The 22,572-nt window shown below is 59.2% G+C and carries 19 protein-coding genes; 10 read left to right on the forward strand and 9 right to left on the reverse strand.

Translation table 11 applies throughout. From position 1 onward, the window contains the following. The first annotated feature begins 1 nt into the window (after position 1). Genes nuoD through nuoG form a run of 4 tightly spaced genes read left to right on the forward strand, consistent with a single transcriptional unit; the run spans position 2 to position 5,660 of the window. Positions 2–1,213 carry an NADH dehydrogenase (quinone) subunit D gene (nuoD, locus tag RGCCGE502_RS19350; protein ID WP_016555880.1) on the forward strand — a complete coding sequence of 404 codons (1,212 nt, stop codon included), beginning with the start codon at positions 2–4 and terminating at the stop codon, positions 1,211–1,213. Between the two features lie 16 nt (positions 1,214–1,229). Next, positions 1,230–1,742: an NADH-quinone oxidoreductase subunit NuoE gene (gene nuoE / locus RGCCGE502_RS19355; protein WP_016555881.1), complete on the forward strand. Its 513-nt coding sequence runs from the start codon at positions 1,230–1,232 to the stop codon at positions 1,740–1,742. 4 nt (positions 1,743–1,746) lie between these two features. After that, entirely contained in the window at positions 1,747–3,012 is a 1,266-nt protein-coding gene (gene nuoF / locus RGCCGE502_RS19360; RefSeq protein WP_016555882.1) for an NADH-quinone oxidoreductase subunit NuoF, read from the forward strand. A gap of 32 nt (positions 3,013–3,044) precedes the next feature. After that, a complete protein-coding gene (gene nuoG / locus RGCCGE502_RS19365; RefSeq protein ID WP_016555883.1) occupies positions 3,045–5,660 on the forward strand; it encodes an NADH-quinone oxidoreductase subunit NuoG in 2,616 nt (871 codons plus the stop codon). An 8-nt stretch (positions 5,661–5,668) separates the two neighbouring features. Here the strand turns inward: nuoG and RGCCGE502_RS19370 are convergent, their stop codons facing one another. From RGCCGE502_RS19370 to nuoH, 3 genes are read right to left on the reverse strand one after another with little or no spacing between them, the layout of a single operon-like run. Continuing rightward, positions 5,669–6,109: a CBS domain-containing protein gene (locus tag RGCCGE502_RS19370; protein ID WP_016555884.1), complete on the reverse strand. Its 441-nt coding sequence runs from the start codon at positions 6,107–6,109 to the stop codon at positions 5,669–5,671. A gap of 40 nt (positions 6,110–6,149) precedes the next feature. Continuing rightward, positions 6,150–6,716, reverse strand: a complete 567-nt coding sequence (locus RGCCGE502_RS19375) for an NADH-quinone oxidoreductase subunit I (RefSeq protein WP_016555885.1) — start codon at positions 6,714–6,716, stop codon at positions 6,150–6,152. Between the two features lie 30 nt (positions 6,717–6,746). After that, positions 6,747–7,733: an NADH-quinone oxidoreductase subunit NuoH gene (nuoH, locus tag RGCCGE502_RS19380; protein ID WP_016555886.1), complete on the reverse strand. Its 987-nt coding sequence runs from the start codon at positions 7,731–7,733 to the stop codon at positions 6,747–6,749. Between the two features lie 411 nt (positions 7,734–8,144). On the opposite strand from nuoH, the gene RGCCGE502_RS19385 reads away from it, so the two are divergent. Further along, complete coding sequence (locus tag RGCCGE502_RS19385) at positions 8,145–9,464, forward strand: LLM class flavin-dependent oxidoreductase (protein WP_016555887.1); 1,320 nt, start codon at positions 8,145–8,147, stop codon at positions 9,462–9,464. A gap of 403 nt (positions 9,465–9,867) precedes the next feature. Here the strand turns inward: RGCCGE502_RS19385 and RGCCGE502_RS19390 are convergent, their stop codons facing one another. The 3 genes from RGCCGE502_RS19390 to RGCCGE502_RS19405 form a co-directional block, all read right to left on the reverse strand. After that, the gene (locus RGCCGE502_RS19390; protein ID WP_141652379.1) at positions 9,868–10,344 is read right to left on the reverse strand and encodes an HD domain-containing protein; all 477 of its coding nucleotides are present in this window, start codon (positions 10,342–10,344) and stop codon (positions 9,868–9,870) included. Positions 10,345–11,149: 805 nt separating this feature from the next. Continuing rightward, a complete protein-coding gene (locus RGCCGE502_RS19400) occupies positions 11,150–12,061 on the reverse strand; it encodes a response regulator transcription factor (protein ID WP_016555890.1) in 912 nt (303 codons plus the stop codon). Continuing rightward, complete coding sequence (locus RGCCGE502_RS19405; protein ID WP_016555891.1) at positions 12,054–15,440, reverse strand: hybrid sensor histidine kinase/response regulator; 3,387 nt, start codon at positions 15,438–15,440, stop codon at positions 12,054–12,056. Before RGCCGE502_RS19405 ends, RGCCGE502_RS19400 begins: the two co-directional genes overlap by 8 nt. A gap of 215 nt (positions 15,441–15,655) precedes the next feature. Between RGCCGE502_RS19405 and urtA the strand changes: the two genes are divergently transcribed. From urtA to urtE, 5 genes are all read left to right on the forward strand, one after another. Continuing rightward, positions 15,656–16,948: an urea ABC transporter substrate-binding protein gene (gene urtA / locus RGCCGE502_RS19410; RefSeq protein ID WP_016555892.1), complete on the forward strand. Its 1,293-nt coding sequence runs from the start codon at positions 15,656–15,658 to the stop codon at positions 16,946–16,948. Between the two features lie 143 nt (positions 16,949–17,091). Continuing rightward, positions 17,092–18,708 (forward strand): urea ABC transporter permease subunit UrtB, encoded by a 1,617-nt coding sequence (gene urtB, locus RGCCGE502_RS19415; protein WP_016555893.1) that lies wholly within the window; start codon positions 17,092–17,094, stop codon positions 18,706–18,708. Continuing rightward, the gene (gene urtC, locus RGCCGE502_RS19420) at positions 18,705–19,868 is read left to right on the forward strand and encodes an urea ABC transporter permease subunit UrtC (protein ID WP_016555894.1); all 1,164 of its coding nucleotides are present in this window, start codon (positions 18,705–18,707) and stop codon (positions 19,866–19,868) included. Before urtB ends, urtC begins: the two co-directional genes overlap by 4 nt. 6 nt (positions 19,869–19,874) lie before the next feature. After that, positions 19,875–20,630, forward strand: coding sequence for an urea ABC transporter ATP-binding protein UrtD (gene urtD / locus RGCCGE502_RS19425; protein WP_016555895.1), 756 nt, complete (start codon positions 19,875–19,877; stop codon positions 20,628–20,630). 1 nt (position 20,631) lies between these two features. Continuing rightward, the gene (gene urtE / locus RGCCGE502_RS19430; protein WP_016555896.1) at positions 20,632–21,327 is read left to right on the forward strand and encodes an urea ABC transporter ATP-binding subunit UrtE; all 696 of its coding nucleotides are present in this window, start codon (positions 20,632–20,634) and stop codon (positions 21,325–21,327) included. 4 nt (positions 21,328–21,331) lie between these two features. Here the strand turns inward: urtE and RGCCGE502_RS39245 are convergent, their stop codons facing one another. From RGCCGE502_RS39245 to RGCCGE502_RS19445, 3 genes are all read right to left on the reverse strand, one after another. Further along, positions 21,332–21,571: a solute carrier family 23 protein gene (locus tag RGCCGE502_RS39245; protein WP_244441746.1), complete on the reverse strand. Its 240-nt coding sequence runs from the start codon at positions 21,569–21,571 to the stop codon at positions 21,332–21,334. Between the two features lie 358 nt (positions 21,572–21,929). Next, entirely contained in the window at positions 21,930–22,223 is a 294-nt protein-coding gene (locus tag RGCCGE502_RS19440; RefSeq protein ID WP_016555898.1) for a hypothetical protein, read from the reverse strand. Next, positions 22,211–22,405, reverse strand: coding sequence for a hypothetical protein (locus tag RGCCGE502_RS19445; protein WP_016555899.1), 195 nt, complete (start codon positions 22,403–22,405; stop codon positions 22,211–22,213). Before RGCCGE502_RS19445 ends, RGCCGE502_RS19440 begins: the two co-directional genes overlap by 13 nt. Positions 22,406–22,572 lie beyond the last annotated feature (167 nt).

A 22,572-nucleotide genomic window follows, 5' to 3' on the forward strand; every position in this document is an offset into this window, starting at 1 on the left:
GATGACCGAAGTCACCGAGCTCAACAGGCCACAAGGCGAAGCGCTCACCAGGGACGTGCTCCTGAACCTCGGCCCGCAGCACCCCAGCACTCATGGGGTACTTCGACTTGTCCTTGAACTTGACGGCGAGTATGTGGAGCGCGTGGACCCGCATATCGGTTACCTCCACCGAGGCACCGAAAAACTGGCCGAGAGTTTCACCTACACCCAGATTTTCCCGCTGACCGACCGGCTCGACTATCTCTGCCCGCCGTCGAACAACCTGGCCTTCGCGTTGGCGGTGGAGAAGCTCCTCGGCATAGAAGCGCCGGTCAGGGCGCAGTATATTCGTGTCATGATGGCCGAACTGGCACGGCTCTCAGGTCATCTCCTGATCACCGGAGCGCTGCCGATGGATCTCGGCGCAATGACCGCGCTGCTTTACGTCATGCGCGAGCGCGAGATGATCATGGACCTGCTGGAGATGATTACCGGTGCAAGAATGCACACGTCGTTCTGCAGGGTTGGCGGAGTACGTGAGGACCTTCCTGACGGCTTCCTTCAGAAGATCAGGGAATTCTGCGACATCTTCCCGAACCGGGTCCGCGACTATGAGCAACTGCTCGAAGACAACAGGGTGTTCCTCAAACGCACGAAGGGCATCGGCGTGATCTCCGGCGAGGACGCAATCGATCTTGGTCTCAGCGGCCCGAATCTGCGTGCCTCAGGCGTCGATTGGGATATCCGCCGCGACGAGCCCTACGAGATCTACGACCGACTGGAGTTCAACGTTGTCACCCGCAGTGAGGGCGATTGCTATGCGCGCTGGCGGTGCCGTGTTGACGAGATGCGCGAGAGCATTGCGATCATCAACCAATGCCTGGACCAGATGCCGGAAGGACCGTTCCAGATCGATATGCCGACGATCGCCTTCCCAGTGGACAAGGATCGGGTGCATTGCTCGATGGAGGCGCTCATCCAGCATTTCGACCTGTCAGCTTATGGCTTCATGGTGCCGAAGGGCGAAGTCTATTCGGCAATCGAGGCGCCAAAGGGCGAGCTGGGTTTCTACATCATCAGCGACGGATCGCCGAAACCATTCCGGATGAAGGTGCGAGCACCGTCTTTCGTCAACCTTCAGGGCCTCTTCGGGGTCACCAATGCACGCTATCTGGCGGATATGATTGCAGTGCTGGGCAGCCTCGATCCGGTGATGGCGGAGGTGGACAAGTAACAGGGAATCCGATGCGATGAGCATGCGCGAAAAGATCGAAGCGGCGGCGACACGGTATCCGAACCAGCGCTCGGCGATCATGCCCGCGCTTCTGATCGCCCAGAAGGAGCATGGCTATCTGCCTGGTCCGGTGCTGGAGGAGGTCGCCGACATCCTCGGCGTCGAACGGATTTGGGTTTACGAACTGGCGACCTTTTACACGCTCTTTCATACCGAACCGATGGGCCTGTTCCACCTGCAACTCTGCGACAATGTTTCCTGCATGCTGCGTGGATCGGAGGAGCTGTTGAAGCATCTGGAAACGGTCCTTTCAATCAAGAAGGGCGAGACCACCTCGGATTGGTTATTCACGCTTTCGACCGTGGAGTGTCTCGGCGCCTGCGAGATGGCTCCGGTCATGCAAGTCGGCGACGATTACCACGGCAATCTTGATGTCGCGCGGGTAGATGCACTCCTCAACAGTCTTCGGGTAGCAGCAGCGCCGCCATCAAACTCTGAGCAGGCTTCAACGCAGCCGGTAGGAGAGTAGCACGATGTTCGAGCCGGTTCTCCTCCAGAATATCGACCGGCCGGATAGTCATTTGCTGTCGACCTATGAGGCCAGCGGCGGCTATCAGGCGCTGAAGAAAGTGCTGAGCGAGCACACGCCCGATGAAATCATAGGCCTGGTCAAGGAATCAAACCTGCGCGGTCGCGGCGGTGCCGGTTTTCCGACGGGCATGAAATGGAGCTTCGTGCCGAAGCGGGGCGCCAAGCCGAATTATTTGTGCTGCAATGCCGACGAAGGCGAGCCCGGCACCTTCAAGGACCGGATCATCATGGAGCGCGACCCGCACCAGCTCGTAGAGGGGCTGGCGGTTGGCGCCTACGCCATTGGCGCCAATACGGCCTATGTCTACATCCGTGGAGAGTATATGACCGCGATCCGTCGCCTGGAGCAGGCGATCGCCGAGGCTCACGAAAAAGGTTACCTCGGACGCAATATCCTGGGCTCTGATTTCGATTTCGCCGTGCATGTCCATTGCGGTGCAGGCGCGTATATCTGCGGAGAGGAGACCGCGATGCTCGACTCGCTCGAGGGCAAGCGGGCGCAGCCCCGCCTGAAGCCGCCTTTTCCTGCAGTCGAAGGACTCTACGCCAGTCCGACGGTCATCAACAACGTTGAGACGCTCGCCTGCGTGCCGCATATCGTGATGCGGGGTTCAAGGTGGTTTCGCGAAATCGGCCCGGACAAGAGCCCCGGCCCGAAGCTCTTTTGCCTGAGCGGACAAGTGTCCAAGCCTGGCCTCTATGAATTGCCGATGGGTATATCGTTGCGCGAGCTGGTCGAGAACCGCGCCGGCGGTCCCTTGCCCGGGCGCAGGATCAAGGCGGTGATCCCAGGTGGAGTCTCGGCGCCGGTCATCCCGGAGAGCGGGCTAGATGTGGGGATGGATTTCGACTCGCTCGCTGCCGTGGGCTCAATGCTTGGTTCAGCCGGGGTGATCGTGATCGACGATACCACCTGCATGGTCAAAGTCGCCACCCGCATCATCGAATTCTTCCACCACGAGTCCTGCGGCAAGTGCACGCCTTGCCGCGAAGGGCTGGACTGGGTTGTCAAGGTGCTGCGCCGGATCGAGGCGGGGCAGGGGGAACGAGGCGATCTGGAACAGCTGGACGCGCTCTGCAAGGGCATTTTTGGCAATACGTTCTGCGCTCTTGGCGACGGCGCGGCTATGGGATTGCGGGCCGCACTCAAGCATTTCCGCGATGAATTCGTTGCCCATATCGAAGAACGGGCGTGCCCGTTTCACTGAGGTGCGCTGGGAGTTAAGACCGCGAGGAAGTCATGGTTTCAGTCACGATCAATAGCCAAATGCTGGAAGTGGAAGGCGGGTCTACGGTGCTGCAGGCCGCCCAGCGTTTGGGCATCGACATTCCAACCTTCTGCTATATGAAGCGGCTGCCGGCGCTGGCCTCCTGCCGCATGTGCCTGGTGGAAATCGAGGGGCAGCGCAAGTTGCAGCCGTCCTGTGCCACCGCTGTCACCGACGGCATGGTGGTGAAAACGAACACGGCGCTCATCGAGGAAACGCGCTCGTCAATGCTCGACATGCTGCTCGCCAACCACCCCCTCGACTGTCCGATCTGCGACAAAGGCGGCGAGTGCGAGCTTCAGAACCAGGTGATGGCATACGGACCCCGCGAAAGCCGGTTCCGCGATGCCAAACGTGTTTTCCACTCCGAGGACATCCGCCTCAGCCCGGTTATCATCATGAACGTCAACCGCTGTATCCAGTGCCAGCGCTGCGTGCGGATGTGCGAGGAGGTGGTCGGCGCGGTCGCTTTGGGTACGATCGAAAAAGGCATGGACACCGCCGTCACCGGTTTCGAGGGCAGTCTTGCAAGCTGCGATCAATGCGGCAATTGCGTCGAGGTCTGTCCTGTCGGTGCGCTGATGAGCTTCCCTTATCGCTACAAGGCGCGGCCTTGGGATCTTGACGAGACCGACACGGTCTGCCCGCATTGCGGCACCGGCTGCCAGCTGACAGTCGGCACGCGCAAGGGCGAGTTCATGCGCGTGCGCTCGAAGTGGGATGAGGGGCTCAACCGAGAAACGCTTTGCGTACGGGGACGTTTCGGCCTCGATTTCGTCACAAGCCAGGACCGGATCAAGCGGCCGATGGTCCGTCGGGATGACGCTCTCATTGCAGTTTCCTGGGAAGAAGCCGGAAGCTACCTTCGTCAGCGGCTGTCGGCCGTCGAGGAAAAGGCCGCAGGCGGGCTTGCCTCACCTCGTCTTCCAAACGAGGTGCTCTACCAGTTTCAGAAGCTGATGCGGACACAGTTTAATACAAACAATATTGACTGCTCGTCGCGCTGGTCCACGCCTCTGGAGACTTTGGGTCCACTAATGGCGGGCTTTTACACCCGCGCCCCGCTTCAAGAGGTGATCGGCAACGATTGCGTGCTCGTCGTCGGAGGCAATGTGACCGAGGAGAACCCGGTCACCGAATATCTTCTGCGTGACGCTGCGCGCCGCCGGCAGACCGGGTTGCTCATGCTCTCGACGCGGCCCTCCCGCCTGGACGCCGATGCACAGGCGGTCGGTCGCGTTCTGCCAGGCGCTGAGGCAGCAGGCCTTGCCAAGGTAGTGGCCTCTGTCGTGGCGGCCGCGGGAAAGGACCTGCCGGATGACGTTCTTGCCAGCATCGTCGCAGTAACAAGCTCGCCACCGGCGACCACCGATGAGGATGCTATCGCCACGGCGCTTCTCGCAGGGGGGCGCGCAACCGTGCTTGTGAGCGTCGACGTCCTGCGGTCCCTCACTGCACGCACTACGCTGCAGCAGCTTGCCAACCTCTTGCAGCTCCTTAGCCTGCTCGGCAAGGAACCGAAGATGCAGTTGCTCTTCGACCGCGCCAACCAGATGGGCGCATGGGACATGGGGGTTCTGCCGGCGGCACTGCCGGGGCTTGCCTCGGTCGCCGATAGCGCGGCGCGCGCCAGTTTCGAGCGGGCCTGGGGCGGCAAGATCCCATCTGAACCAGGTGCGGATTTCGACGCCATGCTTGAGCTCTGCAACACGGGGCAATTGGGCACGCTCTATATAACCGGAAGCGACCCATTGCTGTCTTATCCCGACCGAACGTTCGTCGAGCGCGCGCTCGGGGCAGCAGATCTCCTGATCGTGCAGGACGCGTTCCTTACGGATACTGCAGGCCTGGCCGACGTGGTGCTGCCGGCAGCGACGTACGGCGAAGAATCCGGTACCTTCACCAATAATGAGGGCCGGATAACGAAGGTCAGAAAGTTCCGCGACCCGGTTGCCGAGGCCCGGGGCAATCTGGCGATCTTCGACTTTGTCGCAGGACTTCGAAGCAATGCGCCGCAGCCGCCATCTATCCAAACCTTGATTTTCGACGAGATCGCTCGGCTGGTTCCCGCTTACCAGGGACTAAGCCAGGATCGGCTTGGCGCTGACGGAGCTTTCACTCAGGACGTCCTTGCGCCGCCGCCTGGAAGCTTCTTCGCTTCACCGCATATTCCCATTGCCAGCGACCAGCTCGTTTTGGTCACCGGGAACTGCCTGTTCCACAATGGATATCTTACCGAGCGCTCGGAAACCCTGAACACGGCCGCCGATGACCCTTATGTCGCAATGGGGGCGTGGGACGCCGCTCAACTTGACCTTTCGGACGGCGATCGGGTGGTCGTGCGATCCGCAAAAGGCGAACTGACGGCGAAGCTCAAGGTCGACAGGCGCTTTCCTCGAGGACTCGTGTTCGTGCCCGAAAACTACAGAGCCCTTCGCCTCAACAGCCTGATGAGTCGGGGCGTGTATCCCTGTCCGGTCGATGTTCATAAGGCGCACGTACCACTCGAGATCGCCACTCTTGCCAGCCTCGGGGCGCAAGCCGAGATCCTAGGCCAAGACACCGCAGGTCGCTCACCGCTACCCTGAGGGTCTCGTCAGTGATATCTGGCCCCACAGATGTAGTCTTGCAACTCCTGCTCGGTGACTTGCGCTTCGTCGAGCCTATGTTTGACCACATCACCGATGCTGACCACGCCGACAACGTCGTCCCCATCCATCACCAGCACATGACGTGTCCGCCGCTGCGTCATGATCTCCATCGCGACGGGCAGCAAATCCCGTGTGGAGCAGGTCGCAATATCACGGTTCATGATATCCGCAACGCGCATCGCCGCCGCCTCTGCCCCATATTCCGCTACGGCATTGCAGCAGTCCCGCTCCGACAATGTACCGAGGTGTCTGCCGCCAGATTGGCTGACGACGACGAAGCCGATATTGTTGTCGCGAAATAGCCTCAGGACTTCCATCACTGTCTGATCGCCGGCGACGGCGATGACACCGACACCCTTGTTCTTCATGATTTCACCGACATACATCTGACCCTCCGTCTGTCTGCGCCTGCGGCTGGCGCTGCGTTCACTTTCGTCGGATATTCTGCCACCAGTTGTACCCCTGTGGCTCGCTCGCAGCGACCAGAACATCCTGTTCGGTGTTCAGGCGCGCAGGTACAACGCCGCCGCCGGTCGCCGCCTTGCCTGGCTTGCCGAGCAGATCATCCCGTCCGATCACCAAGTCACGCGAGGAAAAACTTGCGAATTCGTATTGCTGGCCCAGCGCGATCGCGTCCGCCGGGCAGGCGTCCTCGCACAGTCCGCAGAAGAGACACCGTGCCGTGTCGATCTCGAACTTTGCCGGGTGACGGCTGCCCTTCTCGTCTTCGTAGGGAACGACTTCGATGCAGTCGCAGGGACAAATACGGGCGCAGAGTTCGCAAGCCACGCATTTGATCTCGCCCTCGTCGTCGCGCTTCAGGAAGTGGTGCCCACGGTAACGCGGGTAGGGCAACCATTTTTCCTTGTCCGGGTACTGCATGGTCACGGATTTGGAGAACATGTAGCTGAAGGTAAGCGCCAAGCCGCTCGCGAGATCGGCGAAGAAAGCCCAGCCGATCCATGTCCCAATGCTGTCTCGTGCGCGCGACATCGCCGCCCCACATCGGAGCCGCTACGGCCCCTAGGAGAAAAGAAGACCAGTAATGATTATGTTCGCCATCGACAAAGGAAGCAAGACTTTCCATCCGATCGCCATCAGCTGGTCATAGCGGTACCGGGGGAAGGTGAAGCGGAACCATATAAACAAATAGAGGAAGAATGCCACCTTGAGGGCAAACCAGAGGAGTGGTGGCAACGGGATCAGTACCCCGTTCCAACCGCCGAAGAACAGAATCACCGCCAGGACCGACACCAAAAGGACGATGGCATATTCACTGATCATGAAGAACGCAAAGCGGATGCCACTATATTCGGTATGGAACCCGGCGCCAAGATCGCCTTCCGCTTCCGCCAGGTCGAAAGGAATGCGCTGTGCTTCGGCCAATCCGGCGACGAAGAACACGACGAATCCGATCGGTTGATAGACGATGTTCCAGACATTGGCTTGCGCTCGCACAATTTCGAGCAGGCTCATGGATTGCGCCATGATGACGACGCCAATCACTGCGAACCCCATCGGGATCTCGTAGCTTATCATCTGCGCGCAGGTCCTGAGGCTGCCCAGAACAGCGTATTTGCTGTTGGCGGCCCAGCCGCCAAAGATGACCCCATACACTTCGATCCCGAGCACAGCGAAGACAAAGAGTATCGCTACGTTCATGTTGGAGACATAGAGGGAAATCTCGTTGCCGAGCACCGAGATGGATTCGCCAAAGGGGATCGCGACGAACACCACGAAGGGAGGAGCGAGCGCGAGAATGGGGGCCATCTTGAACAGGAAACGGTCAGCGTCGGCCGGGATGTGGTCCTCTTTGGTCAAGAGTTTGATACCGTCCGCCATCGGTTGCAGCAGCCCATGCCATCCAACGCGCATCGGCCCCATTCGTTGCTGCATGTGCCCCGCGATCTTGCGTTCCAGCCAGGTTAGAGGCAACGGCAGCAGCAGCAGCATCGCAATCAGCAACGCGACCTTGAAGACGATCAATCCGAGGGCGACGATGAGTTCCATTATCCGCAGCTACCTATTCACGGGTTGAAACACGTGACCAGACTTTGGCTCCGGCGATGCACCGCGTACTTTGTATGCTTGTCAGGCAACAGAATACAACGGCAACGCAACCCATACAATGCGGCCGCCTCATGTCGTTGCAAGCACGAAGACATGCCGCATCTGGGCGCTGGTCACGCTTGCCGAACAATGGACATAGCCACTCGTCCCGTCGTCGTGTGAAAGATGTGGCTGGCTCGTAGATGATTGAGGCGAAACGCTGACCGCAAATCGAGGCGGCATCTTGAGATGATGCCAAAAAATCCCAAACAGATTTTTCACCCGTGCTGTGTTCGGCGCAATGATGTGCCTTAGCGTCTTGCGAATGAATGGCTACCTGTATCCCTATCGATATCTGAGGCGTCGTGCGTCATGGCAAAATCTCTGCATCTTACAGCTTTCATGCGTCCGGTCAGTCTGCACACGGGTGCTTGGCGCTATCCTGGTTCCTATGCCGACGCGAATTTCAATTTCGGCCATATCAAGTCGTTCATACAAAAACTTGAAGCCGCTAAGTTCGACGCCTTTTTCATGGCGGACCATCTGGCGCTGTTGAACATGCCTGTCGACGCACTGGTGCGCAGTCATACCGTCACATCGTTCGAGCCATTCACGTTGCTTTCGGCTCTTGCCGCGGTCACCGAGAAGATCGGTCTTGCCGCCACCGCGTCGACCACGTTTGACGAGCCCTATCATGTGGCGCGGCGCTTCGCCTCGCTGGACCACATCAGCAACGGACGCGCAGCATGGAACATTGTGACCACCGCCAATCCCGACTCTGCACGGAATTTCGGCCTGGACGAGCATATAGAGCATGGCGAACGCTATGCACGGGCGCGCGAATTCTATGACGTCGTAACGGGCCTCTGGGACAGCTTTGCCGACGATGCCTTCATCCGCGATCAGGAGAGCGGCATCTTCTTCGACGTGGAGAAAATGCATGTTCTCGATCACAAAGGAGCTGAGCTGAGTGTCCGTGGCCCGCTCAATATTGCACGACCCGTCCAAGGATGGCCGGTCATCGTCCAAGCAGGTCAATCGGAGCCCGGTCGCCAGCTGGCCGCCGAGACGGCCGAGCTCGTCTTCTGTTCGCCCCGCGATCTTTCAGCCGCCAAGATGCTTTATGCCGACATCAAAGGACGAATGCCGGCTTTCGGTCGCAACCCTGAATATCTGAGGATCTTGCCTGCGGCACTCATCGTGATCGGTGATACGGTCGATGAGGCGAGGGCCAAGCGTGACAAGCTCGATAGCCTCGTCCACTACGACAGTGCAATCGCTTCACTGTCCATTGCACTTGGACACGACGCCTCGGGATTCGATCCGGATCGGCCCCTACCGCCGATCCCGGAAACCAACGCCAGCAAGACCGGCCGCGCGCAGGCGCTGCGTCTGGCGGAGGAAGAGAAATTGACGGTTCGCCAGCTTGCCCGGCGCTACGGCGGCTATGCCGGGCTTGCTTTCGTGGGGACGCCGCAAACAATTACAGATGACATGGAAGCCTGGCTTGCAGACCAGGCCGCTGATGGTTTTACTGTCGTCTTTCCGTACCTCCCCCAAGGTCTCGATGACGTCACGCAGCGGCTGATCCCCGAACTGCAACGCCGTGGTCTTTTCCGCCGGGACTATAAAGGCGCGACCCTGCGTGAGCATCTGGGGCTTCCCCGACCAACGAATAGATTCTTTGGGTGATCACGGTCGGAATTCCAGGGTCAGGAAGGGGACGCGGAACGATATTCCCCAGTTATTGCAGGCATCACAGACCACGGCGCGCTCAGCCCGCTACCGGGCGTGCGGCGAGCCAGTCTTGTTGATGGGCATCAGGCCGATGGGCGTTCCTCGTCGAAGTGTGCAGCGGCTTCTTTCAACGCGCTTTGATGTTTGCAAGCGGATCTCGTTATTGCCCCATTGAGACCAATCACTGCAGATAGACAGCCAAGCTGACAGCTGACATCGAGACGGCTATCGGGGACGTCGGTGCGCTGAGGTAGCCTCTATCCCTGATAAAATTGAAGCGCGCGCTCTTCAGGCGGGCGCTTTTGTTTGTGCAAGCTCTGCGGATGACGGGGTGCGCCCCGTTGGGGCGGAGCTTTGCCTACCCCAGCCTGATTGGCTTGCCGCAAATCTGACTGGCAAGTCTGAGGCCCTCCCGATACTTGGAGGAATCTATCCCGGTCTTCTCGGCCTGGGCAAGATTGTCTTTAAGATCGGCAACCTTGACCGGGCGGGCAAGTTCATTCTTCAAGGCTCGCGCGACGAACGCGTCATCGGTTTCGTCACGTCGTCTGGTCAGTGCGTCGACGGCCTCGATGACCGCTGGCGTGAATCCCTCGTCCCGCAAACGGTCCAACGTCCACCCGGGTCCCTTTTCGACGACATCATGCAAGTAGGCGACGGCGCGCTCACCACCGCTCACCGCGTCAGCCACCCGTTTGCAATGCAGGAAATAGGGCTCGCCCCCTTTGTCGGTTTGTCCCATGTGCGCTTTGAAGGCGATCTTGACTGCACGCAGGAGATCGGAAGCGGGCTGATCATCATGCTCGTTGATCCATTCACGTTGATGGGCAGCCATTGTCATGTCCCTTCCAGGATAGTTGCTATCGTATTTCTGACCGGTCGAGAAGAATTCGGACTTCTTCAAAACGGCGTTTCCGGTCACCATCGGCCTCGTTCGGGGAGTAGCATGCGCTTGAAACACAGAACCTGACGAGACGATGCGGCTTGTCAACTTTGTCGAATTCGCACTCGAACATGTCGGTCATGTCTGACGGAGCAGTGCCCTGTCGTGTAAAAAGGTCATTCTCACGCCGGGTGGCTTCAGTTCCGGAAAAGACTGAGTAGTCCCCACGCCAAGCTTATTCGTCATGAGGAAGGCTTTGGCGACCGATTGACGGGTAACCTCAAGATCGGGCGACTGCGCCAATGGGCAGACAGGAAACGCGAGAAGCGGAAATAAAGCCAGGCCGTTTCGCAAGGGCGTCTCCTATGTCGACACTGCAGAGGTGATAAGTCAATTCTCCATCATGCATAACTGCCGGGGAAACCGAGAGTTCCTGCTACTCCCGCATGCGGGACCTAAGTCCTATTGGCTTGCGCCGAAGCCCATGGGAATGGAACGGTTCGTCCATGCCAGTTCACCTATAAGAGCGGCGGAATTGTCTCGCCAGGGGTGGGCCGTTACGGCCTCCTCGCCAGATCGGCAGATCATGCCATAGACGCAGCACCACGCGAAGTGTCCATTTAATACAGAGGTACTTTAGCAGGTCGCGTAGGTTCCTGTTTCGACTAATACTCACTCATCTGGCACTCTGGGGTTAGCGCTCTTCGAACGCAAGTCGGAGCTCTCCTGTGCATTCCCAAGCGAATTCGTCGAACCGTTATGTCTCGTGCAAGACGTGGGCAGCCTTGACGGCCGCGGAGGCACGGTTTTCGACTCCTAGCTTCACGTATATCTGCTCGAGATGCTTGTTCACGGTTCGTGCCGACAGGCCGAGAATTTCGCCGATATCGCGGTTGGGCTTGCCCTTCGCAATCCATAGCAGCACCTCGGACTCTCTCTGCGTCAGAGAAAAATGCCGGCGCAACACCTCGTCAGGGGCGCGCTTGTTGTTTGCAGTGAGACGAAATAGATATTCGTCCGCACCGATCGCGCCCAGGAAGGCAAGCTGAAGCACGTCCTTGCCACCATGCGAAAGTGAGAACGCACCGTCGCGCGCTGAGGCGGGGCGAGTTTTCATCCATTCGGAAATCTTGCTGACCACTGTGTCCATGGCGTCGTCTCGATCCATCGCCGCGTTGGCGAGACGTGTTGCCTGTGGGGTCGACCAGTGAATGTCGCCGTCGCCCTTGACCGCAAGCAAATGCCGGCCGGCGGCGTCCAGCGCAACGCGCGCGCTTTGTGTCGAACGGGCGTTGCGCAGGTGGACACCGATCCGCGCTCGCAGCTCGTCGATATTGATCGGCTTGGTCAGGTAGTCGACACCGCCCGCGTCGAGAGCGCGGACCACATGTTCGGTTTCCGTTAGACCGGTCATGAAAATGACCGGTATCTGACTGATCGCCGGGTTGGATTTCAGTTTGATGCAGGTCTCAAAGCCATCCATGGATGGCATGACCGCGTCCAGCAGAATGAGGTCGGGGGTGATGCGTTCCACAATATTGAGAGCAGCTGAGCCCGATGTCGCGATCAAGACGGAGAAGCCGGACTGTTCCAGAGCGTCGGTCAAAAAACCCAGCGCTTCAGGCGAGTCATCCACCAAGAGAACAATATCGCGCGGAAGCTCAGCCAAGGGTGTCTACCTTCTCATCAAAGCGGTGCAGGAAATTCATGAGGCCATTCAGATCGAATGAGGCCGCAAAGGAACGAAGTTCCTCTGTAAATGGCTGATTTGCTTCCACCTTGGCAAGGTCGGCGAGCTTTGCCTCGATACCCCTGATATAACCGATCTCGGCGAGCCGCAACAATTCCTGAACATGGGCGGCTCCCGGACTGATCAGCGGTCGGTCGCGCTTGACAGGTGCGGTCTGTATCGCCTCTGCATAGATCCACTTCAAGCCCAGATGCACCGCAAGCTTGTCACGCAACTGCTTCATGTCGACAGGTTTGCCGATGGCATCGCTGTGACTGTCGTCGCTATCGCGGTGAGCAGCCGCGTCGCCAATGTTGGCGGACAGCATCACGATCGGGGCGGCCTGGCCGTTCGCACGCAGGCGCGAAACGAGTTGCCATCCGTTCATTCCCGGCATCGAGATATCGACGAGGAACAGATCGGGCTGGATGCCCTCGATCAAGGTCAGGCAGTCGGCCCCGCTTGCCGCAGTCAGTACGACAAAATCGAGAGGGGCGAGCACCTCGCGCATCATGTCACGATGGTCCTCGTTGTCATCCACCACAACGATCGTGCGCCGAGGACCGTCGTAGCCGACGATCTTCTTCTCCTGTGGCGGTACCGTCATTTTGCGAAGCACAGCGGAAAGCATGAGGCGAACGCGGAAGACCGTTCCGTGATCCTTCTCGCTGTTTACCGAAATCTCGCCGCCGAGCGTGTTGGTCAAGAGCCGCGTGATCGTCAACCCGAGACCGAGGCCGGGCATTGGTCTGATGCTATCGGCTTCGCCACGCTGGAACGGCTCGTAGATACGACCCAAATCCTTCTCGGCAATCCCACGGCCTGTATCGGTCACAGTGAAGGTTGCGACCTGGCTGCGGTAGCCGATGTCGAGGGTGACGCTGCCTTCGTCGGTGAACTTGATGGCGTTGGAGAGCAGGTTAACGAGGATCTGGCGCAGCCGCTTTTCGTCGGTGCGAACGAAGTGGGGCAGGGCGGGCGAGCGGTCGTGATGAAAGGTCAATCCCTTGGCTTCGGCCTGCGGGCGGAACATGTCGACGAGCTGATCCAGAAAATCCTGAATGTTGACCTCGTTGGAATAGACCTGCAGGCGTCCTGCTTCGATCTTGGAGATATCGAGGAGGCCGTCAATGAGGCCCGACAGATGATCGGCGCTGCGGCGGATGACCTTGATCGACGACTGTCGTGGCGCGGGAATGGTTTCGTCGCGCTCGAGGATCTGCGCGTAACCGAGCACGGCGTTCAGGGGCGTGCGCAATTCGTGACTGAGGCCAACGACGTAGCGGCTCTTGGCCCGGTTGGCCGCCTCGGCGGTTTCCTTGGCGGTCTGGAGAGCGGCGTCGGTCTTCTTGTGGGCGGCGATTTCCTTCAGCAGCAACGTATTCTGGCGCGAGGATTCCTCTTCGGCGACGACCCGGCTGTCGTGCGCAAGCACATAAAACCAGCAGACGACGCCGGCGATGACGGCAAAGACGAAGAAGACGATGAGGATAGTCCGGTTGACCACCTCGCCGGTTTCCGGTGAGGCCGCGGAGACCTGATGGGCGATCATGGCAAGGATCGTGCCGACGGCCGTCAGGGCGAGCACGACGGCGATGCCGTAGCGACCGAGGCGAGTGGTCAGCTTCTCAACGACCGTATCCGGCAGAACGGCCTTCGCAACCGCGCCGACCTGCGCGTTGAAGCGTGCCTTCGGCTTGCACATGTCATGGCAGCGGCTGTCGAGCGAACAGCAGAGCGAGCAGATCGGCGCCGCATAGGCCGGGCACCAGGCCATGTCCTCCGGTTCGAAAGGATGCTCGCAGACCGAACAGGTGATGTTGGTGAGGGTCTTCCAGTTGTGGCGTGGCTTGCGGGCGAGGTAGAACTTGCCCTTTGTGCCCCACGCGATCAGCGGTGAGGCAATCAGCGCGACGACCAACGTGATGTAAGGCGCCAGCGAGGCCGCAATGGGGCCGAAGACACCGAAATGTGCGAGGAGCGCAATGCCGGCCGACAGCATCATGGCGCCAAGGCCTACCGGGTTGATGTCGTAGAGGTGGGCGCGCTTGAATTCGATGCCCGGAGGGGCAAGGCCGAGCGGCTTGTTGATGAAAAGATCAGCCGAGATCGTACACAGCCATGCCATGGCGATGATCGAGAAGATGCCGAGCGTTTCCTCAAGCAGCTTGTAGATCCCGAGTTCCATCAGCAGAAGCGCGATCGCCACATTGAAGACCAGCCAGATGACACGGCCGGGATGGCTGTGGGTGAGGCGGGAGAAGAAATTCGACCATGCAAGCGAGCCCGCATAGGCATTCATCACGTTGATCTTCAACTGCGAGACGACCACGAAGGCGGCCATCAGCAAAAGTGCAGCGTTATGCCACGGGATCATGTAGCCGAAGGCCGTCAGGTACATCTGGGCCGGATCGGCGGCCCGATCGACCGGCACGCCCGACGCGAAAGTGAGCACGACGAGGAAGGAGCCGGCAAGCAGCTTTGGTGCTCCGATGATCACCCAGCCGGGACCGGCCAGAAACACAGCAAGGCGGTGCCGCCAACTGCGCTGCTTGTCCGGGGGAAGAAAACGCAGGAAGTCGGCCTGCTCGCCGATCTGCGACATCAGCGCCAGGATGACCGCTGAGGCGGCGCCGAACTCCACAAGATCGAATTGCGCTACTGTGCCCGGCGGTCCGGACGCATGGCGGATACCGGCAAAGGCCCGCCAGAGATCGAACTTTTCCCAATCCATCGCGGCGATGAAGATGAAGGGCAGAACGTTCAGGACGATCCAGAAGGGTTGGGTGAGCAACTGGAACCGGCTGATGAGCCGGACGCCGTGGGTCACCAGTGGGATGACCGTAACGGCGCTGATGATGTACCCGATCCACAGTGGGATGCCGAGCGTCAGCTCCAGCGCGCCGGACATGATCGAGGCTTCGATCGCAAACAGCATGAAGGTGAAGCTTGCATAGATCAGGGACGTGACCGTCGACCCGATATAGCCGAAGCTCGCGCCGCGGGTCAAAAGATCGATATCGACACCGTGGCGGATCGCATAGCGGCTGATTGGCAGCCCAATCGCGAGCATTGCGATACTGGCGACAACTATGGCGAAGAGGGCGTTGGTCGTTCCGTAGGACAGGGTGATCGCGCCCCCGATTGCTTCCAGCGCCAGGAAGGAAATGGCTCCGATTGCCGTATGCGAGATGCGTTGCGACGAAAATTGCCGGGCGCTCTTTGCGGTGAAGCGCAGCGCGTAGTCCTCCAGCGTCTGGTTCGCCACCCAACGATTGTACTCGCGCCTGACCGGAATGATGCGTTGCCGCGCTGCCATGCCTTGGTGCCCAGCCCCTTTGTTCCCCTTGTCATGTGTTCGTAACACGGAACCGCACAAGGCTTAAGGTGCGGCGCAGCAAAAACTGCACGTTTCGCCCCGTCGACTACGTTATATTGCGTATACGCTTTCGCAGTGCAGCGCCGGATAGTCCCTCAAGCAACAGTGAACTGCCGATTTCGGCCTGTTGTCGAACAAGAAGAGGGGATCAACAGATGAATCTCAAGTCCTATGTCACCGGCGCCGCACTCGGCGCCGTCATGTCGGCCACGGCCGCCTTCAATGGAGCAGTTGCCGCGGAAGACACCATCAAGGTCGGCGTGCTGCACTCGCTCTCCGGCACGATGGCGATCTCCGAAACGACGCTGAAAGACGCCATGCTGATGCTCATCGACGAGCAGAACAAGAAGGGCGGGCTTCTCGGCAAGAAACTCGAAGCCGTCGTCGTCGACCCGGCTTCTGACTGGCCACTGTTTGCCGAAAAAGCACGCGAGCTGATCGAAAAAGACAAGGTTGCGGCAGTCTTCGGCTGCTGGACCTCGTCGTCGCGCAAGTCGGTCCTGCCTGTTTTCGAGGAACTAAACTCAATCCTCTTCTACCCGGTCCAGTATGAAGGCGAAGAGTCCTCGCGCAACATCTTCTATACGGGTGCAGCTCCGAACCAGCAGGCGATCCCGGCGGTCGACTACCTGATGGAAAAGGAAGGCGTCAAGCGCTTCGTGCTTGAAGGCACCGACTATGTCTATCCACGCACGACGAACAAGATCCTGGAAGCCTATCTCGAATCAAAGGGTATTCCGAAGGAAGACATCATCATCAACTACACGCCGTTCGGTTTCTCCGACTGGCAGACGGAAGTGAAGAAGATCAAGGAGTTCGGTTCGGCCGGAAAGAAGACCGCGGTGGTCTCGACCATCAACGGTGACGCGAACGTTCCGTTCTACAAGGAGCTTGGCAACCAGGGCATCAAGGCAACAGATATTCCCGTCGTCGCCTTCTCGGTCGGTGAAGAAGAGCTTGCCGGTCTCGATACCAAGCCGCTCGTTGGCCATCTCGCTGCCTGGAACTATTTCGAGTCGGTCGAAAGCCCCGTGAACAAGAAGTTCATCAAGCAATGGCATGACTTCACCAAGAACGACAAGCGGGTGACGAACGATCCGATGGAAGCCGCCTATATCGGCTTCAACGCGTGGGTCAAGGCTGTCCAGGCTGCCGGCACGACCGACACGGACAAGGTTCTCGACACGATCATTGGCACCACGGTTCCGAACCTGTCGGGTGGCTATGCGACCGTAATGCCGAACCACCACATTACCAAGCCGGTCCTGATCGGTGAGATCCAGGCGAACGGGCAGTTCGAGATTGTCCAGCAGACGCCGGCGGTCATTGGCGACGAATGGTCCGACTACCTGCCCGACTCCAAGGACCTGATCTCCGATTGGCGCAAGCCCATGAACTGCGGCAACTTCAATGTTGCCTCGGGCAAGTGCGGCGGCAAGGGCTCCTGAGTGCGTTCCACCCCGTCACTCTGACGCCTGAAGACTTCCGCCCGGGTGCTCCTGTCCGGGCGGAAGGTCCACGAACAAACTGCAGCCTTCAGGACTTCCCCGATTGCGCCGGAAGGCCAATGATGACCGAGGCGAGAAAGCCGATGTATCGCGCCATCAAGATCCTGCTTCTTGCACTGTGCCTGGCAATGCCGGCCGTTGCGATTGTCAAAGCGCAGGACGACATCCATCCCCTGGTCGATGCTTTGGGCGTCGGCGATTTTCCAGAGCGCGAAGCGGCGATCAAGGCTCTCGTCGCCTCCAAGGATCCCCGTGTCGGCGAGATCCTGGAGCTTTTGAGCGGCGGAAAGCTTTACGTGAATTCCGAGACAGGCGGCCCTGTACTGGTGCAGGGCGGAAACGAAGATGAGCCGACCTATGCCGATCCGATTTCGGGCGATGCCGTTTCCGACGTCGATCCGGATTACATGTCCAAGGTCAAGATCAACAATTCGCTGCGCACGGTGATTGCCACCGCCACGAGCCAGCTGACGTTGCTGAGCCCGGATCGCGATGCGCGGCTTGCGGCCGCCCAACGGCTGCTCAAGGACGCCGATCCGGCAAATCTCGATCTCCTTGCCTCGGCGCTTGCCGAAGAGAAGGACGCCGATATCAGAAATGCCATGGAAGCGGCGCGCGCTGTTATGGTTTTGAAGAGCGATGTCAGCGCCGAAGAGAAGAAGGCGGCAATTGACACGGTTGCGGCGCGCGGTGGGCGGGATGCGCTGACCATCCTGAATTCGGCGATGGCAACAGCGCCTGAGGAGCTGAAGGGCGCCATCCAGGCACATATCAACGTGATCAACCGTAGCCTGGCGTTTTGGGATGTCGGGCAGAATGTCTGGTACGGGCTGTCGCTTGGATCGGTGCTGCTCTTGGCGGCAATCGGTCTTGCTATCACCTTCGGCGTCATGGGCGTCATCAACATGGCGCATGGGGAAATGGTGATGATCGGCGCCTATACGACCTATGTCGTGCAGGAGTACATCAGCGCCGCATTTCCGCAACTTGCAAACTATTCGCTCGCTTTTTCCGTGCCGGCGGCTTTCCTGTTTACAGGCTTTGTCGGCCTTGTCATCGAGCGCGTCGTCATTCGCTATCTCTATGGCCGACCGCTAGAAACGCTTCTTGCCACCTGGGGCGTGTCATTGATCCTGCAGCAGGCGGTCCGCACGATCTTCGGACCGACGAACCGTGAGGTGCGCAATCCGAGCTGGATGTCGGGTGCATTCGAGCTCGGCGGTCTCTCGATCACCTGGAATCGTCTCTGGATCATCGTTTTCTCGATGGTGGTGTTTACTGCTCTGCTCGTCCTCCTGAAGCGCTCGGCCTTCGGCTTGCAAATGCGCGCGGTTACGCAGAACCGCCGCATGGCGTCATCGATGGGCATCCGCACCGGCTGGGTTGACGCATTCACCTTTGCGCTCGGCTCAGGCATCGCAGGCATCGCAGGTGTTGCGCTCTCGCAGATCGACAACGTCTCTCCGAACCTCGGCCAGAGCTACATCATCGACAGCTTCATGGTCGTGGTCTTCGGCGGTGTTGGCAATCTCTGGGGCACGCTGGTTGGTGCTCTGTCGCTCGGCGTGCTCAACAAGTTCCTCGAGCCCTTCGCAGGCGCCGTGCTCGGGAAGATCCTGGTGCTCGTCCTCATCATTCTTTTCATCCAGAAGCGTCCACGTGGGCTCTTCGCACTTAAAGGAAGGGCGGTGGAAGCATGATTACGGCCTTCCTGCTCCGGTCTCTCGATCGCAAGATCATCGCTGCAATCGCCATTCTGCTTGCGCTCGCCGTGCTGGTGCCGGTGCTCAACCTCATGACCGGGACGACCAATCCGCTGCACATTCCGACCTACATCATGGCGCTGTTCGGCAAATATCTGACCTATGCGCTGCTGGCGCTAGCGCTCGATCTCGTCTGGGGCTTTTGCGGCATCCTGTCGCTTGGGCATGGTGCGTTCTTTGCGCTCGGTGGTTATGCGATGGGCATGTATCTCATGCGCCAGATCGGCTCCCGTGGCGTATACGGCGACCCCATCCTGCCCGACTTCATGGTGTTCCTGAACTGGAAGGAGCTTCCCTGGTTCTGGTATGGCTTCGACAAGTTCTGGTTCGCGGCGATCATGGTTCTACTAGTACCGGGACTGCTTGCCTTCGTCTTCGGCTGGTTCGCCTTCCGCTCGCGCGTCAATGGCGTCTACCTGTCGATCATCACGCAGGCCATGACCTACGCTCTGCTGCTCGCCTTCTTCCGCAACGACATGGGTTTCGGCGGCAACAATGGCATGACCGACTTCAAGGAGATACTCGGTTTCAGCGTGCAGGCCGATGGAACGCGTGCAGCCCTCTTTGCCGCGACTGCAATTTTCCTTGCGCTCTCACTGATGATTGCCTCGGCCATCGTGCGCTCGAAATTCGGCAAGGTGCTGGTCGGAGTGCGCGATGCGGAAAGCCGCACGCGCTTCCTCGGCTACCGTGTGGAGCACTTCAAACTGCTGACCTTCGTCGTCTCCGCGATGATGGCGGGCGTTGCCGGTGCGCTCTACGTGCCGCAGGTTGGCATCATCAATCCTGGTGAATTTGCGCCTGCCAACTCCATCGAAGTCGTCATCTGGACGGCGGTCGGAGGGCGCTCGACGCTAATCGGGCCGATCATCGGTGCCATTCTGGTCAACGGCGGCAAGACGATTTTCACAGGTCTGTTTCCGGAGTTCTGGCTGTTCGCGCTTGGTGGTCTCTTCGTTCTCGTCACGCTGCTCCTGCCTAAGGGGATCGTCGGAACGATTGGCCAATATCTTCCGCGCCGCAAGCCGAAGACGGAGGCTACGCCTCCTGCTTTGAAGGAAGAGCGCGGCGATGCAAAAGTCCAGCCGGCGGAGTGAGCGATCATGATCCCAGACGTCAAACCAAACAGCGTACTGTATCTCAACAATGTCTCGGTTTCCTTTGACGGTTTCAAGGCTTTGAATTCGCTGTCGATCGTGATCGAACCGGGCGAACTGCGCGCCATTATCGGACCAAACGGCGCCGGCAAAACGACGATGATGGACATCATCACCGGCAAGACGCGACCTGATGAGGGTGAGGTCTTCTTCAACGGCGACGTAGATCTGACGAAGAGGGACGAGGCCAGCATCGCCCAACTCGGCATTGGCCGCAAATTCCAGAAGCCGACGGTCTTCGAAAGCCATACGGTCTGGGACAACCTGGAACTGGCGCTGAACCGCAATCGCGGTGTCTTTGCGACACTGTTCTACCGGCTTGCCAGCGACGACAAGGCGCGTATCGAGGAGATCCTTGAGACTGTTCGGTTGAGCCATCGCCGCGACGCGCTCGCCGCCAACCTCTCGCATGGCCAGAAGCAATGGCTGGAGATCGGCATGCTCCTGGCGCAGGAGCCGAAGCTTCTGTTGGTCGACGAGCCAGTCGCCGGCATGACGGATGCTGAGACAGCGGAAACAGCGATCCTGCTCAAGGAAATCGCCAAGACCCGCTCGGTGGTCGTCGTCGAGCATGACATGGGTTTCATCCGCGATCTGGGCGTCAAGGTAACCTGCCTTGCGGAGGGTTCGGTGCTGGCAGAGGGATCAATCGATTTCGTGAGCGCCGATCCGAAGGTAATCGAGAACTATCTGGGGCGTTGAGATGCTGACAGTCGAGAATGCAAACCTTCACTACGGCGCGGCACAGGCGTTGCGTGGCATCTCCATCAAGGCGGAGTTGGGCAAGATCACTTGCGTGCTGGGGCGGAACGGCGTGGGGAAGAGCTCACTTCTGCGCGCCGTTACCGGCCAGCATGCGCTGTCGGCCGGCAGTGTCAGCTTCAACGATGTCAAGCTAAATGGGCTGCCCCCGTTCGCCCGCGCCAAGCAGGGTATCGGCTACGTGCCTCAAGGCAGAGAGATATTTCCGTTGTTGACAGTCAAGGAAAACCTCGAGACGGGATTTGCACCGCTCGGACGGCGGGATCGCTCCATCCCAGATGATATCTTCAGCCTGTTTCCGGTCTTGCAGTCGATGCTTGGACGGCGTGGCGGGGATTTGTCAGGCGGGCAGCAACAGCAGTTGGCGATCGGCCGCGCGATGGTGACGCGGCCGAAAATACTCGTGCTCGACGAGCCGACCGAAGGCATCCAGCCCTCGATTATCAAGGATATCGGCCGGGCGATCCGCTATCTGCGTGACTCGACCGGCATGGCAATCCTGCTCGTCGAACAATACCTCGATTTCTGCCGCGAGCTTGCCGACTATGTCTACATCATGGATCGGGGTGAGATCGTTCATCAAGGGCTTGCGGAAACGCTCGACACACCGGAAGCGCGTCGCCATCTGACTGTTTGAGCCTTCATGACAATTCACCAAGCCGGGCTCTGTGTAACACACACGATTCCCGATCTGAAAAGATCTCGGATTGCACGAATCCGGCGATCTCGAAGGTTGGGTAGCTGAAGTGGAAGATCTGGGGCAGGCCGATGAATGGTCCGGCAGCCAGGTCCGAGAAGTCCGTCATGCCCACGGCGTAGGCTATGCCCGTGCCGATGAGAATGGCAAGCAGGATCAATAGCCGGGAAGTCTGTCCCGTCACGTCTCCAGCGTCCAACACTGTTTGAGTACCCTTCGATACTTTAAAGGTATATTCCGCGCGCCCGGTAGCGTGGCCGAAGCTAACTCCACGGGTGGGCAGCCTGTAACCCCGGGGTAACCTGATCGATGATCAGTTTTATGACTGCACGCCGATTTAATGATCTGGCCGCGGCCCGAGCTTGGGCCCAAGGTCTCCCAGGGCAAAAGAATGATGCATCGCGTTTTATCGTGTGGCGCCGCAATTGTGTGGCACCCTCTTCGCGCTTGGTATCGTCGGAATTATACAGGCCAACGAACGTTTTACATTTATAAGCTCATTGCTGGCTGCTGCCCGGTTCGGCGCCACGTTGCGCCGCAAGTCACAGCCGCTCGATCACCGAGCATCTTATGACAATCTCTTCCTGCTCGAACCGCGCCTCCAGCCGTTTTCGATAGGTCGCCCACCACCGGCGCTCAAGGTTGTCCGTCATAACCTCGGCGACTACTATCTTGTCACGCTCGACTTCGCCGTCCTCTTCCCAGAGGCCGTCTGCTGGCGAATTGATGTAAATGGTCAGGCCGCCGAACTTCGCTCTCAGTTCGTCACGCACGAGATTAATCTGGCCAACACTGTGCTCCGTCACAGGGAGAAGGACCTCGACTAGGTGGGGCATCGCTTCGCCTTTTGCTTCGCCTCCGGGCGGTGCTTGTGAAGATGCCAGAGGGTGCAGCCCGGCGCCAGCAGCATAACGCCTGCGAAGACAAGGGCCGTCGAAATCTCTGGTCGATAGATAAAGATGGCTGCGGCGAGCAGAACGGCTGCGGCGGCGATTGCAAAGACGGTCTTTTTCGACATGGAATGCTCCAACCGATGTGGGACAACGCCGCCGTGAAATTGTTGTTCCTGTAAACGCGCCTTTGCCAGCGGAGTTCAAGCTGCCGATGGGCAGGAAACGAGTTCGCGCATGGTTCGCTGCGAAGCGCGGACTCGGGATCCGGTCAAGCCGCCACATCAGCGCGACA

This window comes from Rhizobium grahamii CCGE 502 (genome assembly GCF_000298315.2).
Taxonomy (GTDB): domain Bacteria; phylum Pseudomonadota; class Alphaproteobacteria; order Rhizobiales; family Rhizobiaceae; genus Rhizobium; species Rhizobium grahamii.

What these genes read in the sequence shown, in the direction of transcription:
- nuoD (WP_016555880.1), top strand. Translation starts at nt 2, where the DNA reads ATGACCGAAGTCACCGAGCTCAACAGGCCACAAGGCGAAGCGCTCACC.
- nuoE (WP_016555881.1), top strand. Translation starts at nt 1,230, where the DNA reads ATGAGCATGCGCGAAAAGATCGAAGCGGCGGCGACACGGTATCCGAAC.
- nuoF (WP_016555882.1), top strand. Translation starts at nt 1,747, where the DNA reads ATGTTCGAGCCGGTTCTCCTCCAGAATATCGACCGGCCGGATAGTCAT.
- nuoG (WP_016555883.1), top strand. Translation starts at nt 3,045, where the DNA reads ATGGTTTCAGTCACGATCAATAGCCAAATGCTGGAAGTGGAAGGCGGG.
- RGCCGE502_RS19370 (WP_016555884.1), bottom strand. Translation starts at nt 6,109, where the DNA reads ATGTATGTCGGTGAAATCATGAAGAACAAGGGTGTCGGTGTCATCGCC.
- RGCCGE502_RS19375 (WP_016555885.1), bottom strand. Translation starts at nt 6,716, where the DNA reads ATGTCGCGCGCACGAGACAGCATTGGGACATGGATCGGCTGGGCTTTC.
- nuoH (WP_016555886.1), bottom strand. Translation starts at nt 7,733, where the DNA reads ATGGAACTCATCGTCGCCCTCGGATTGATCGTCTTCAAGGTCGCGTTG.
- RGCCGE502_RS19385 (WP_016555887.1), top strand. Translation starts at nt 8,145, where the DNA reads ATGGCAAAATCTCTGCATCTTACAGCTTTCATGCGTCCGGTCAGTCTG.
- RGCCGE502_RS19390 (WP_141652379.1), bottom strand. Translation starts at nt 10,344, where the DNA reads ATGGCTGCCCATCAACGTGAATGGATCAACGAGCATGATGATCAGCCC.
- RGCCGE502_RS19405 (WP_016555891.1), bottom strand. Translation starts at nt 15,440, where the DNA reads ATGGCAGCGCGGCAACGCATCATTCCGGTCAGGCGCGAGTACAATCGT.
- urtA (WP_016555892.1), top strand. Translation starts at nt 15,656, where the DNA reads ATGAATCTCAAGTCCTATGTCACCGGCGCCGCACTCGGCGCCGTCATG.
- urtB (WP_016555893.1), top strand. Translation starts at nt 17,092, where the DNA reads ATGTATCGCGCCATCAAGATCCTGCTTCTTGCACTGTGCCTGGCAATG.
- urtC (WP_016555894.1), top strand. Translation starts at nt 18,705, where the DNA reads ATGATTACGGCCTTCCTGCTCCGGTCTCTCGATCGCAAGATCATCGCT.
- urtD (WP_016555895.1), top strand. Translation starts at nt 19,875, where the DNA reads ATGATCCCAGACGTCAAACCAAACAGCGTACTGTATCTCAACAATGTC.
- urtE (WP_016555896.1), top strand. Translation starts at nt 20,632, where the DNA reads ATGCTGACAGTCGAGAATGCAAACCTTCACTACGGCGCGGCACAGGCG.
- RGCCGE502_RS19440 (WP_016555898.1), bottom strand. Translation starts at nt 22,223, where the DNA reads ATGCCCCACCTAGTCGAGGTCCTTCTCCCTGTGACGGAGCACAGTGTT.
- RGCCGE502_RS19445 (WP_016555899.1), bottom strand. Translation starts at nt 22,405, where the DNA reads ATGTCGAAAAAGACCGTCTTTGCAATCGCCGCCGCAGCCGTTCTGCTC.